The sequence below is a fragment of the Sphingopyxis sp. GW821-FHT12F08 genome (assembly GCF_058806755.1).
This window is the reverse complement of record NZ_JBXAQA010000005.1, coordinates 325,019-337,795: the sequence shown is the minus strand read 5'-3', so window position 1 is coordinate 337,795 and position 12,777 is coordinate 325,019. Positions and strand designations below refer to the sequence as shown.

Here is a 12,777-nt window from a genome sequence, read left to right as displayed (position 1 = left end):
CACTGCAGGATCGCAGCTTGGGAATGAGCGGCTTGTCAGTTTGGTTACGCAAACCTCCTGTGCCCCTCCACCACCCTTCGGGTGGTCCCCCTCCCCGTGCCGGGGAGGATCGGTGATGGCCGCTACCCACACCCCAAAGCCGCCGTTCGGAGGAGAATTTGCAATCGATATAATCGCCTCTTCAGAGGAGGGGTTTTAGGTCCGCTCCCCACCCCAAAGCCGCCCTCAGCCGAACGCCGCGATCTTCTCCGCCGTCCGCGGTTCGGTGCTGCGCCGGATCGCCTGCTCCAGCTGCGTCAGCGTGAAGGGCTTGCGCAGCACGTCATGGTCGCCGAAGCTCGCGATCTCGCTCGCATCGCCCGCAAAGCCGGTCACGAACAATACCGCAATGTCGGGCCAGCGCTGCTTCAGCCCCGCGACCATCTCGGGCCCGGTGAGGTCGGGCATCAGCACGTCGGACAGGATGAGGTCGAATTCCTGCGCCTCGACCAGCGCGGCGGCGGCGCGCGGGTCGCTGCACGCGACGGTGCGGTGGCCGAGTTCCTCGACCGCATCGACCGTCGCCGCGAGCACGCGCAGATCGTCCTCGACGACCAGGATGTGCAGCGCCTCGCCCGCACTTTCGGGCTCGGCGACCGGCGCCGCGCCCGGTTCGGATTCCATCGCGGCGTCCGGCCGGATGACGGGCATCAGCATCGCCACGCTGGTCCCCTCGCCTTCGGTCGAGCTGATCTGCACCTCGCCTCCCGACTGGCGGCAAAAGGCGAAGACCTGGCTCATGCCCAGGCCCGTGCCTTGCCCCGCGGGCTTGGTGGTATAGAAAGGGTCGAAGACGCGTTCGAGCACTTCGGGCGTCATGCCGCAGCCGGTGTCGATCACCTGCACCGCGAGCGCTGCCGTCTCCTCCTGCTCGTCGCGCAGCGTGCGGATCGTCAGCGCGCCATGGCCGTCCATCGCATCGCGCGCATTGACCGCGAGGTTGAGCAGCGCATTTTCGAACTGCTGGCGGTCGAGCCAGGCCGCGAGCCCCGGCGCCTGCAGGTCGAGCGTCAGCGCGATGCGGTCGCCGATCGTCCGCTCGATCAGCTCGGCAAAGGCCGCGATGCTGTCGTCGACGACGATCATTTCGGGCCGCGCGGGTTCAGAGCGCGCGAAGGCGAGCAGGCGCCGCGTCAGGTCGGCAGCGCGGTTGGCCCCGTCGAGCGCGTTATGGATGTGCCGCTGCGCCTTGTCGGGGGCATCGGCCAGCCAGCGCTGCGCGAGTTCGAGCCCCCCGACGACCACCGCGAGCATATTGTTGAAGTCGTGCGCGATGCCGCCGGTCAGCTGGCCCACCGCCTCCATCTTCTGCGCCTGGCGCAGTTGCGCCTCGGCGGCGGCGCGGTCGGCCATCTCGCCGCGCAGCGCAACGTTGGCCCGCGCGAGTTCGGCGGTGCGTTCGGCGACCGCGGCTTCGAGCAGCGACGCGCGGTCGCTTTCGGCAAGCTGCTCGCGGCGCGCGAGGCGGCGCTCGCCCTCGGCGCGGACGAGCGAGAAGGTCGCGACGATCGCGATCAGCGCGGCAAAGGCGCCGAGCAGCGAGAAGAGCAGGATCGCCTGGTTCAGGCTGTCGCGGTCCGCCGCGGCAATGCGGTTGCGTTCGGCCAGGATGGCGCGTTCGTTGCGGATGAGGTCGCTGAGGATGCGGTCGATGCGGATCAGCGCGGCGTCGTGCCCCGCGGCATTATATTTGGAGATCGCCGCGACGGTCTGCCTGTAATTGGCGCTGAGCGCGGCGTCGCCGAGCTGTTCGCCGCGGCGGTTGAACTCGGTCGTCAGCTTGGCGACCAGTTCGGCCTGTTCGGGATTGTCGCGCACGTTGCGCGTCAGCAGCGTCAGATATTGGCGCGCGACGCCCCATTGCTGCTGATAGACGCGGCCGTCCTCCTTCTGCAGCCCGACCGCGAAACGCCCCAGCGCCGCCTCGGCGCGCGCGAGCGATGCGTCGAGCGAGCGCGTCTGCGAAATGACCTCCAGGCTGTGCGCCTGCCAGCCGAGCGAGCGGTCGTAATTGTCGTTGGCGCGCATCAGCAGCAGCACGAGCGCCGCGACGACCCCGGTCAGGATCGCGCCGACGCCGACCGTCAGCCAGAAGCGCAGCCGCTCCCGCCGATTGTCGCTTTCGCTGTCATAATCCGCCTCGAACACCGCGGCTTTGTACCGGAGTCGCGGCGCGCGGGAAAGCGGCGAACGAGTCGCAGCGTGCCTGCCAGATCAATTCGCCCCGAAAAGGAATCGGGTTGTCGGCACCGCGCCTCGGTTCAGCCGATAATCCCGACGCGTTTGCCCGCGCGTTCGAAGCGGCCCAGAATCTCGCCGACCTGCTCGCTCGAATGCTCGGCGCAGAGCGAACAGCGCAGCAAGGTCATGCCCGCGGGGGTCGCGGGCGGGCGCGCGAGATTGACGTAGAGCCCCTCTTCCAGCAGCGCTTCCCACATCATCGCACCGCGCTCGAGGTCGGGCATGATCACCGCGATGATCGCCGACTGCGGCTCGTCGGTGCCGAGCGTGAAGCCGAGATCGCGCAGCCCCTTGTGCAGGTCCTTGGAATTTTCCCACAGATGCGCGCGTTTGTTCGACCCGTGCATCAGCTTGCGGATGCTCGTCGCCGCGGTCGCGACGACGCTCGGCGGCAGCGACGCGGTGAACACATAGGGGCGGCAGACGAGCCGCAATATCTCGAACTTCGGATGGTTCGACACGCAGAAGCCGCCGACCGTACCGACGCTCTTCGAAAAGGTGCCGATGATGAAGTCGACGTCGTCGATCACGCCCTGCGCCTCGGCGACGCCGCGGCCATGCTCGCCGATGAAGCCCATCGAATGCGCCTCGTCGACCAGCACCATCGCGCCGTTTTCCTTCGAGACGCGGATCATCTCTTTCAGCGGCGCGATGTCGCCGAGCATCGAATAGACGCCTTCGAGCACGACGAGCTTGCCCGCCTCGGCGGGCAGACGCTTCAGTCTTTTTTCGAGCGCCTCGACGTCGTTGTGGCGGAAAGCGACGATTTCGGCGTTGCCCATCGCGCAGCCGTCATAGATCGACGCATGGCTGTCGATGTCGAGGATGACGTAGTCGCCCTTGCCCGCGATCGTCGAAATGATGCCGAGGTTCGCCTGGTATCCCGTTGAAAACACCATGGCATGGTCCATGGCGTAAAATTCCTTGAGCGCGTCCTCGCACTCCTTGTGGCCCTGATAGGTGCCGTTGAGCACGCGGCTGCCGGTGGTGCCGCTGCCGAATTTGTCGAGCGCCTCCTTGCCCGCGGCGATGACATCCTCGTCGAAGGTCATGCCCATATAATTATAGGTGCCGAGCAGGATCGTCTCGCGCCCGTTGCAGATCGCGACGGTGGGCGAGACCACCTTCTCCATCACCAGGCTGAACGGGTCGGTGACGCCGGTCGCGAGCAGATCCTCGCGCTGCTGGATCAGCGGATCGAATTTCGAGAAGAGATCGGTCATGTGATGCTTCCAAATTCCGTTCGCATCGAGCGAAGTCGAGATGCCCCTCGGCATGGCGCCATCTCGATGAGTGTCTCGACCTTTAGGTTTACCCTGAGCGCCTGCCAAGGCAGTCGAAGGGCTCGACACGAACGGGAAGAGAGAGTTCAGCCCTGCAGCTTTTCGACCGCGGCGACCAGCTGGCCGACGGTTTCGATCTCGGCCTGCATGTTCATGCTGATGATGATGTCGAACGTGTCCTCGACCTCGGCGACGAAATCCATCACCGTCAGGCTGTCCCATTCGAGGTCGCCCGCGAAGGTCGTGGCATCGGTCAGTTCGACGCCCTTCTTGTTGAACGGCGCGATCAGGCCGTGAATCTGGTCCTTGAGGCTGCTCATTGGCTGCGTCCCGTAAAGAAAGAATGTTGCGCGCGGGCATGCCGCGCTCATTCCCGCTTGGCAAGCGAATGCGGCGGGATTCGGGCAGCATCTTGCCGCCCGCGGGACTTCATGTCATTCGGGTTATGGGGTCACCCACAGCCTTGCGGCAGGGAGGGGATTGTATGGACAGCGAAAAACCGGCGGTGCCGCCGATCAGCTTCCCGCCGAACGCGGTCCATCTGGTGCGCACGACCCAGCAGATCACGATGCAATTGTCGCAAATGGCCGACCAGAAGGCGTCGATCCTGATGGGCGCGACCTTCGTCGTCTTCACCCTCGCGGTCGGGCAGGCGCGCTCGGGCGGCGGCGCGCTCGCGATGCCGCTGACGATCCTCGCGACCTTCTCCTTCCTCTCGGCGCTGCTCGCGGTGTCGGCGGTGCTGCCGCGCGTCGGCAAGGCGCCGCCGGTGGTCTATCGCGATGGCAAGGACCATAGCAACATCCTCTTCTTCGGCCGTTTCGCGCAGATGGACGAGGATGAATATATCGCCGCGGTGAAGGCGCGCCTCCGGACCGAAGAGGATATGTATGAGGTGATGCTGCGCGACACCTACCAGAACGGCATGGTCCTCGCGCGGCGCAAATATCGCTACCTCGCTTATGCGTACCGGCTGTTCGTGGTTGGGCTGACGCTGACCTTCATCGCCTTCGCGTTCGAGATGGTGGTGCTCTGGATGCGATGACCGACGTCTTCATCAGCTACAAGCGCGAGGAGCGCCCGCGCTGCCTCGCGATCTACAACGCGCTCGTCGACCTGAAACTTGCGGTGTGGTTCGACGCGCATATCGAACCCGGCATATCGTTCGCGAAGGAAATCGAGGGGGAGGCTGAAAATGCGAAAGCCATCCTGGTTCTTTGGTCGCCGCTTGCCTGCGGAAGTGACTGGATTCGTGACGAGGCTGACGTCGGCAAACGGTCGGGAAAGCTTGTCGCGGCAAGGATTGAAAACTGCGATCCGCCAATGGGCTTCAGGGCCGTGCAGGCTGCCGAGTTGTTCGGCACGGATGATTTTCGCTCCTGCGCAGGATGGCGACAGATCGTCGAACGTATCGGCCGACTGGCCGGTCGCCCGGGCTTGGGCAGCTATGTGCAATGCGAGCAAGCAGCGGACGCCTCACTCTGGCGCAGCTGGATTTCAACGAACCCCGATGATCCTTTGCTCGGCACCGCAACAAAAACGCTCGAAACATTCAACGAGCACGACAGTGACGCGGGGAGCGGGCTTTGGAAACCTCCCGGGCCGTCCGGTCGGCCCGCCTCGCCGGTTGACGCGCGCCCACCCCAGGTTACGGGTGCACAATCTCCAACGATCCGAAGCGTCAACGCCGAAAACATAAAATTGCATTTTTCAAATTCCGGCAATCAACATGAAAGCTTCAGAAAAAATGATAACAATCCATCTAAAAATACAAATATTTCTCAAAATTCAAAACTAAAAGAAACTGCTTCAATTGTTTGGAATTTATTTATTTTTTGGGTTATATTGTCATTCGTTCTATATCTATTAAGTAGCGTCGGAATAATATCGAAGTGATATCTGATACCTTACGGCCTTTGTCGCGTTGGCGATCTGTCGTCTTCGGAACTGTGGCCAAATTGCAACCGCAGATCGCAAAACATCCCGACCGGCGTTAGGAAGATTGCGGTCGCCCCCCGGCTTCGCCTATCCGGGCCGGCTGTGTTGCAGAAGACCACCCCCCTGACCGCGGAGGTTCCGCAGGGTCTCGGCGCCGAATTCCGCGCGACGCTGGCGCTCGCCTGGCCGCTGGCGGCGGCGAACCTGCTCCAGATGCTCGTCCATGCGATCGACGTCATCTTCGTCGCGCGCCTCGGCGACGCCGCGCTCGCGGCCTCGTCGCTCGGGGTGTCGATCTTCGGGCTCCTGCTCTGGACCGGTTCGGGGCTCGTCGGCGCGGCGGCGCCGTTGATCGCCGCCGAGCTCGGGCGCCGCAAACATGCGGTCCGCGAGGTGCGGCGCACGGTGCGCATGGCGCTGTGGCTGAGCGCGCTCGTTTCGCTGGTCTTCATGGGCGTCTGCGCCGCGGGCGGGCCGATCATGCTCGCGACCGGGCAGGCGGCCGACATGTCGGCGCGCGCCGCGGGTTTCCTGCTCATCCTGCTGTGGGGCATGTTCCCGATGATCGCGGCGAGCGTGCTGCGCATCTTCGTCTCGGCGCTCGGCCGGCCGAAGATCGCGACCGCGATCACCTTCGCCGCGCTCGGGGTCAACGCGCTCGGCAATTGGGCGCTGGTGTTCGGCAACCTCGGCATGCCCGCGCTCGGCCTGCACGGCTCGGCGATCTCGAGCGTGCTGACCAGCACGCTGATGCTGCTCGCCTATGTCGTCATCATCCAGTCGGACCGGCGGCTGCGGCGCTATCACCTGTTCGGCAACTGGTGGCGCAGCGAATGGACCCGCTTTTTCGAGATGCTGCGCATCGGCTCGCCGATCGCGCTCACCATCCTCGCCGAGGCGGGGTTGTTCACCGGCGCCGCCTTCCTGATGGGGCGCATCGGCGAAGCGCAGCTCGCCGGGCATACGATCGCGCTGCAGGTCGCCGCGCTCGCCTTCCAGATTCCCTTCGGCGTCGCGCAGGCGGCGACGATCCGCGTCGGGCTCGCCTATGGTGCGCGGGACCACCGCGGCATCGGCCACGCCGGCACCGCGGCGATGGTGCTCGGCATCGGGTTCATGGGCATCACCGCGCTGACGATGTGGCTGTTCCCCGCGCTCGTGCTGTCAATCTATGTCGACGTCGACGCCGCGAAGAACGCCGCGCTCGTCGGCTTCGCGATGCAGTTCCTCGTGGTCGCCGCCGCCTTCCAGCTGTTCGACGGCGCACAGGCGGTCGCGGCGGGCGCATTGCGCGGGCTGCAGGACACCCGCACCCCGATGATCATCGCGATCTGCGGCTATTGGATCGGCGGATACGGCACCGCGATCTACCTCGGCTTCTGGACGCCCTGGGCGGGAGTCGGGGTGTGGATCGGGCTCGCGGTCGGGCTGGTGCTCGTCGCGGGGCTGCTGCTGCTCAGGTGGCGGATGCGGGAACGGCTGGGGCTGCTTCCTTCAGTTGCTGCTGGCTGAACTGGAGCGCCAACTGATTGAGCCGCCGGGTCATCGCGATCAACTCGTCGCGATCGATCAGCATGGCGGGACGTTGGGCGTTCGATGAATTACGAAAGCTCAGCTTGCTGGCCGTCGCGCGCCCGTCGAATATCACGGCGACTTCAAGCACCGAATGGACGATGTCCGCACGGACCGGCAGAAGCTGTTGGATGGCTGCAATGCGAATGTCGAGGCGCTTGGGATTGCGGAAATGATCGCGGGCCCTTTGCAGCAGGGTCAACTTCTGACCGAAAGGCTGACCGGTGCTCGCCTTGACGTCGGTCTTGCCGATATATTGCATCACCGCCGACTCGAGCCGCGCGAAGGCATCGAGGAAATCGCATCGCAGCAACTGGGCGTCGTGCCGCAGCGCGATGAAATCGGGCGCATCCGCCCCCTTGCCGATCGGAATCTCGCACCCCATCTGGTCGTCGTAACGCGTTGCCGAAAATTTTCCCTTAACCCGCCTTGACGCCTCTATGGGTGCCGCCCATATGCCCGTCTGTTAGCACTCTCGCCTCGCGAGTGCCAAACACGACATCATTTGCATCTCTGGAGGGATATTCCATGCAATTTCGTCCGCTGCACGACCGCGTGCTTGTTCGCCGTATCGAAGCCGAAGAAAAGACGGCCGGCGGCATCATCATCCCCGACACCGCCAAGGAAAAGCCGCAGGAAGGCGAAGTCGTCTCGGTCGGCACCGGCACCCGCGCCGATGACGGCAAGGTGACCCCGCTCGACGTCAAGGCGGGCGACCGCATCCTGTTCGGCAAATGGTCGGGCACCGAGGTCAAGGTCGACGGCGAAGAGCTGCTGATCATGAAGGAATCGGACATCCTCGGCGTCATCGCCTGAGCGATTTTTTTCGAATTCAGTGTGAAGTTACGCAGTTTTCTGCGGATTTTAAAGGAACAAGCCCATGGCTGCTAAAGACGTCAAATTCTCGCGCGACGCGCGCGAACGCATCCTGCGCGGTGTCGACACCCTCGCCGACGCAGTGAAGGTCACCCTCGGTCCCAAGGGCCGCAACGTCGTGATCGACAAGAGCTTCGGCGCCCCCCGCATCACCAAGGACGGCGTCACCGTCGCCAAGGAAATCGAACTCAAGGACAAGTTCGAGAATATGGGCGCCCAGATGCTGCGCGAAGTCGCATCGAAGGCGAACGACAAGGCCGGCGACGGCACCACCACCGCGACCGTGCTCGCCCAGGCGATCGTGCGCGAAGGCATGAAGTCGGTTGCCGCCGGCATGAACCCGATGGACCTGAAGCGCGGCATCGACCTCGCGGTCACCAAGGTCGTCGAAACGATCAAGGCGCAGTCGAAGCCCGTTTCGGGCACCGCTGAAATCGCCCAGGTCGGCATCATCTCGGCCAACGGCGACACCGAAGTCGGCGAGAAGATCGCCGAAGCGATGGAAAAGGTCGGCAAGGAAGGCGTGATCACCGTCGAGGAAGCCAAGGGCCTCGATTTCGAACTCGACGTCGTCGAAGGCATGCAGTTCGACCGCGGCTATCTGAGCCCCTACTTCATCACCAACCCCGAGAAGATGCTCGTCGAGCTCAGCGATCCGTACATCCTGATCTTCGAAAAGAAGCTCTCGAACCTGCAGGCTATGCTGCCGATCCTCGAAGCCGTGGTGCAGTCGGGCCGTCCGCTCCTCATCATCGCCGAAGACATCGAAGGCGAAGCGCTCGCCACGCTGGTGGTCAACCGCCTGCGCGGCGGCCTGAAGGTCGCGGCCGTCAAGGCCCCGGGCTTCGGCGATCGTCGCAAGGCGATGCTGCAGGACATCGCGACCCTCACCGCGGGTGAAATGATCAGCGAAGACCTGGGCATCAAGCTGGAGAGCGTCACGCTCGCCATGCTCGGCCAGGCCAAGCGCGTCACCATCGACAAGGACAACACCACCATCGTCGACGGTGCGGGTGACCATGATGCGATCAAGGGCCGCGTCGAGCAGATCCGCGCGCAGATCGAAACCACGACCAGCGACTATGACAAGGAAAAGCTGCAGGAACGTCTGGCGAAGCTCGCCGGCGGCGTTGCCGTGATCAAGGTCGGCGGCGCTTCGGAAGTCGAAGTGAAGGAACGCAAGGATCGCGTCGACGACGCCCTCCACGCGACCCGCGCTGCGGTCGAGGAAGGCATCGTCCCCGGCGGCGGCACCGCGCTTCTGTACGCGACCAAGGCGCTCGAAGGCCTGTCGGGCATCAACGAAGACCAGACCCGCGGCATCGACATCATCCGTCGCGCGCTGCAGGCTCCGGTCCGCCAGATCGCCGAAAACGCGGGCTTCGACGGCGGTGTCGTCGCGGGCAAGCTGTTCGACCAGAAGGACAGCAACTTCGGCTTCAACGCCTCGACCGACGTCTATGAAGACCTGGTCAAGGCCGGTGTCATCGACCCGACCAAGGTTGTCCGCATCGCGCTGCAGGATGCGGCCTCGGTTGCCGGTCTGCTGATCACCACCGAAGCCGGCATCGCCGAATCGCCCGACGACAAGCCCGCCATGCCCATGGGCGGCGGCGGCATGGGCGGCATGGGCGGCATGGACTTCTAAGTCCAAACCGTTCGGCACCTGCCAACGAACAAGAGGGCCGGGGGAGCGATCTCCCGGCCCTTTTTCTGTTTCCCCGCAGCCCAATGGCGGGCATGAAGCGGCCGATGACGCCCGCTTCGCCGATCGACCGCCTCCGCGCCGCGCTGCTCGCCGACGAGGATGCGCAGCTTCGCCTCGCGCCGATTGTCGAGGTCGGGACGTTCCTCGACGCGATCACCGCCTATGCCGACGGATTGGGCCTGCCGATCACGCGCGAAACCCTCGCCGCCGGCCTCGCCCGCGCCGCGACGCCGCAGATGGAGCAGCAACTCCCCGCGCTCCGGCTGGCCGATGCACCGCCGCGCCACTGGCTGCCCGTCGAGCTCAAGGGCTATCAGGGCGCGGTCGTCGTCGAATGGCTGCATTTCGCGGGGCTGCCGCTGACCGATCCCTTTTTCGAGGAAACATGGCGCAAGGTGCGCGTGCTGCCGTTCAACCGGCTGATGCGCTGCGCGACGCCTCTCGCCGCGATCGAGGCGTTCGCCGATGCGCCGCCCCCCGACGGCCTCGTCTTCCATATGTCGCGCTGCGGCTCGACGCTCGTCGGACAGATGCTCGGCGCGGTGTCCGAGCATGTCGTCGTCTCCGAGCCGCCGGTCCTCGATACCATGATCCAGCTCGTGGGGCACGGGCAGCTGCCGCCGGGCACGATCCGCGCGATGGCCGGAGCGCTGACCCGCGACCGCGGCGAAGGCGTGCGCCACCATTTCCTCAAGCTCGACGCCTGGCACGCTTTCGTCCTGCCGCTGCTCCGCGAGCTATGGCCCGGCGTGCCGTGGGTCTTCCTCTACCGCGACCCGATCGAGGTGCTGGTGTCGCAGCAGCGCCGCGCGGGCATGCACGTCCGTCCGGGCGTGCTGCCGCTCGATGCCTATGGCATCGATCCGGCCGAGGGCGCGGCGGCGGGCGATTATGCCGCCTGGATCCTCGACCGCATCTGCCGCGCCGCTGCCGACGGGGTCGATGCGCAGTGCCTGCTGCTCAACTACAGCGAGCTGCCCGGCGCGCTGACCCAAGCGATCCTGCCGCATTTCGGGATCGCTCCCGACCCCGCCGCGCTGGAACGGATCGTCGCCGCGGGCGGGCGCTATTCGAAAGCCCCCGGACAGGCCTTCACCGGCGACAGCGAAGCGAAGCAGCGCGCGGCGTCGGACGCGCTGCGCAAGGCCGCGGCGCCGCTGCTCGCGACCCACGCACGGCTCGAAGCGATGCGCCGCGAGCGCGCCATGGCGGGTTCATTGGGGCCGGTGCAAAGGGTGCTATGACTTTCGCGCTCGCCTTGGCCATCGCCTTCGCCGCCGCCGAGCCCGCCCGCCCGGCACCCGTGCCACGCTGCGGCTATCGCATCGTCCAGACCTATCCGCACGACACCGACAGCTTCACCCAGGGCCTCTTCTGGCACGACGGGCATCTCTACGAAAGCACGGGCCAATATGGCCGCTCGCGCGTCGCGCGGCTCGACCTCGCCACGGGCAAGGCGCTCGCCGAGACCAGATTGCCCGCCGATCAGTTCGGCGAGGGCATCATGCGCTGGAAAAACCAGATCGTCGGGGTCACCTGGCAGGGCGGCATCGGCCATCGCTGGCGGATCAAGGATCTGAAGCCGATCGGCGATTTCCGCTACACGGGCGAAGGATGGGGCGTCACCTTGGTCGGCGACAGCCTGGTGCTCAGCGACGGCACGCCCGAGCTGCGCTTCTTCGACCCCGCGACGATGGCCGAGCAGAAGAAGGTCATCGTGCGCCTGTCGGGCGGGCCGCTGCCGATGCTCAACGAGCTTGAGACGGTCGACGGCGAAATCTGGGCCAATGTCTGGATGACCGACGCGATCGTGCGGATCGATCCCGACAGCGGCGCGGTCAAATATATCGTCGATCTGGACGGCCTGCGCGACCAGGCCGGCGGCAACGACCGCGACGCGGTGCTCAACGGCATCGCCTGGGACGCCAAGGGCAAGCGGCTGTTCGTCACCGGCAAATATTGGTCGAAACTGTTCGAGATCGCGCTGACCGACTGCCGCTAGGAGTTTTTGTTCCGTAACCCTGAGCCTGTCGAAGGGCGCTTCTCAGTGAGGCGCCCTTCGACAGGCTCAGGGCTACGGTCTGAAATTCACTCTGTTCCCTTCAGGGCCGCCTCCATCCGCGCCGCCGCCGCGTCATAGACGCGCGCCTTCAGCCCCGCGGTCACCGCCGCGGGGGCGCGGTCGGGATGGCCGCCGGCGAAGGGGGGTGCAGGGTCATATTCGATTGCCAGCTGGATCGCCTGCGCCACCGCCTCGCCCTGGATGCGCGCGATCAGCGTCAGCGCGAAGTCGAGCCCCGAGGTCACCCCACCGCTGGTCACGATCTGACCGTCCTCGACGACGCGCGCGTTCACGGGTTCGGCGCCGACCAGCGGCAGCAGATGGGTATAGCCCCAATGCGTCGCCGCGCGCTTGCCCGTCAGCAGCCCGGCGCGGCCGAGCAGGAAGGCGCCGGTGCACACGCTGGTCGCCCATGTCGCACCCGCGGCCTGCCGCGCGATGAAGTCGATCGTCGCGCTATCGCCCAGCGCGTCGGCGACGCCGTGCCCGCCGGGGACGCAGAGGATATCGGCCTGCGGGCAGGACGCGAAATCATGCGTCGGCAGGATCGAAAAACCGCTGTCGGTAGCGATCGGGTCGAGGCTCTTCGCGGCGCCGGCCAGCGACGCGCCGGGCATGCGGCACAGCGCCTGCGCGGGGGCGGTGAAGTCGAGCTGGGTGATGCCCGGGAACAGCAGGAAGACGATTTGGGTGGCGGCGTGGGTCATGGCGCACTCCTGTCGGCAGGATGGGTCGCCCAGGCGCGCGGCTCGTTCGCCGGTCGGCGAAATCCCGCTCCCTGATGGGTTCCCATCGTCAGCGCCAGTTGCGGGACGGTCCGGGTGTACGCTTTCGCCGCGCGAAACGAAAGAGGGCTATTCGCCGGCTTCGTCCGTCGCCGTCGCGGCGGGCGCCGCGCTCTCGCGGCTCTCGAGCATTTCGGCAGCGTCGTCGAGCGCCTTGGCCTCGGCGACGGTCACCCCGCCGGGGCCGGGCTCATTGTCGGTGCGGCTGCACGCGGCGGCCAGCGCGAGCATGGCGACGCTCGCCAGGAGCAACAGGATCCGGTTCATGGGCGA

The 12,777-nt window shown here is 65.7% G+C and carries 13 protein-coding genes and 1 riboswitch; of the genes, 7 read left to right on the top strand and 6 right to left on the bottom strand.

The genetic code is table 11. The annotated features are described in order from the left end of the window. Positions 1 to 225: 225 nt before the first annotated feature. From AC1RNQ_RS15640 to AC1RNQ_RS15630, 3 genes are all read right to left on the bottom strand, one after another. A complete protein-coding gene (locus AC1RNQ_RS15640; RefSeq protein ID WP_493172445.1) occupies positions 226 to 2,187 on the bottom strand; it encodes an ATP-binding protein in 1,962 nt (653 codons plus the stop codon). A gap of 113 nt (positions 2,188 to 2,300) precedes the next feature. Then, complete coding sequence (spt, locus tag AC1RNQ_RS15635; RefSeq protein ID WP_493172443.1) at positions 2,301 to 3,503, bottom strand: serine palmitoyltransferase; 1,203 nt, start codon at positions 3,501 to 3,503, stop codon at positions 2,301 to 2,303. A 146-nt stretch (positions 3,504 to 3,649) separates the two neighbouring features. Next, positions 3,650 to 3,883, bottom strand: a complete 234-nt coding sequence (locus AC1RNQ_RS15630) for an acyl carrier protein (RefSeq protein ID WP_137869062.1) — start codon at positions 3,881 to 3,883, stop codon at positions 3,650 to 3,652. Between the two features lie 164 nt (positions 3,884 to 4,047). Here AC1RNQ_RS15630 and AC1RNQ_RS15625 point away from each other — a divergent pair, with 164 nt between their 5' ends. The 3 genes from AC1RNQ_RS15625 to AC1RNQ_RS15615 all read left to right on the top strand — a co-directional run bounded on the left by AC1RNQ_RS15625 (position 4,048) and on the right by AC1RNQ_RS15615 (position 7,013). Continuing rightward, positions 4,048 to 4,608 (top strand): Pycsar system effector family protein, encoded by a 561-nt coding sequence (locus AC1RNQ_RS15625; protein ID WP_493172442.1) that lies wholly within the window; start codon positions 4,048 to 4,050, stop codon positions 4,606 to 4,608. Continuing rightward, positions 4,605 to 5,459, top strand: coding sequence for a toll/interleukin-1 receptor domain-containing protein (locus AC1RNQ_RS15620; protein WP_493172441.1), 855 nt, complete (start codon positions 4,605 to 4,607; stop codon positions 5,457 to 5,459). Before AC1RNQ_RS15625 ends, AC1RNQ_RS15620 begins: the two co-directional genes overlap by 4 nt. Before the next feature lie 147 nt (positions 5,460 to 5,606). Further along, a complete protein-coding gene (locus AC1RNQ_RS15615; RefSeq protein WP_493172440.1) occupies positions 5,607 to 7,013 on the top strand; it encodes an MATE family efflux transporter in 1,407 nt (468 codons plus the stop codon). On the opposite strand, the gene AC1RNQ_RS15610 is transcribed toward AC1RNQ_RS15615, so the two are convergent. Next, positions 6,958 to 7,458, bottom strand: a complete 501-nt coding sequence (locus tag AC1RNQ_RS15610) for a hypothetical protein (RefSeq protein WP_493172439.1) — start codon at positions 7,456 to 7,458, stop codon at positions 6,958 to 6,960. The two genes, AC1RNQ_RS15615 and AC1RNQ_RS15610, sit on opposite strands and share 56 nt — an antisense overlap. Before the next feature lie 143 nt (positions 7,459 to 7,601). Here AC1RNQ_RS15610 and groES point away from each other — a divergent pair, with 143 nt between their 5' ends. The 4 genes from groES (at position 7,602) to AC1RNQ_RS15590 (ending at position 11,659) form a co-directional block, all read left to right on the top strand. Further along, positions 7,602 to 7,889 carry a co-chaperone GroES gene (groES, locus tag AC1RNQ_RS15605; protein WP_037514464.1) on the top strand — a complete coding sequence of 96 codons (288 nt, stop codon included), beginning with the start codon at positions 7,602 to 7,604 and terminating at the stop codon, positions 7,887 to 7,889. Between the two features lie 64 nt (positions 7,890 to 7,953). Next, positions 7,954 to 9,597 (top strand): chaperonin GroEL, encoded by a 1,644-nt coding sequence (gene groL / locus AC1RNQ_RS15600; RefSeq protein WP_493172438.1) that lies wholly within the window; start codon positions 7,954 to 7,956, stop codon positions 9,595 to 9,597. Between the two features lie 104 nt (positions 9,598 to 9,701). Further along, positions 9,702 to 10,901, top strand: a complete 1,200-nt coding sequence (locus AC1RNQ_RS15595) for a hypothetical protein (protein ID WP_493172437.1) — start codon at positions 9,702 to 9,704, stop codon at positions 10,899 to 10,901. Then, positions 10,898 to 11,659 carry a glutaminyl-peptide cyclotransferase gene (locus AC1RNQ_RS15590; protein WP_493172436.1) on the top strand — a complete coding sequence of 254 codons (762 nt, stop codon included), beginning with the start codon at positions 10,898 to 10,900 and terminating at the stop codon, positions 11,657 to 11,659. The genes AC1RNQ_RS15595 and AC1RNQ_RS15590 overlap by 4 nt, the downstream gene beginning before the upstream one ends. Positions 11,660 to 11,745: 86 nt before the next feature. Here the strand turns inward: AC1RNQ_RS15590 and AC1RNQ_RS15585 are convergent, their stop codons facing one another. After that, the gene (locus AC1RNQ_RS15585) at positions 11,746 to 12,426 is read right to left on the bottom strand and encodes a DJ-1/PfpI family protein (RefSeq protein ID WP_493172435.1); all 681 of its coding nucleotides are present in this window, start codon (positions 12,424 to 12,426) and stop codon (positions 11,746 to 11,748) included. 20 nt (positions 12,427 to 12,446) lie between these two features. Continuing rightward, positions 12,447 to 12,538, bottom strand: a riboswitch (ZMP/ZTP riboswitch). A gap of 35 nt (positions 12,539 to 12,573) precedes the next feature. Further along, on the bottom strand, positions 12,574 to 12,771 hold the full coding sequence (locus AC1RNQ_RS15580; protein WP_493172434.1) for a hypothetical protein: 198 nt from the start codon (positions 12,769 to 12,771) through the stop codon (positions 12,574 to 12,576). Positions 12,772 to 12,777: the final 6 nt, after the last annotated feature.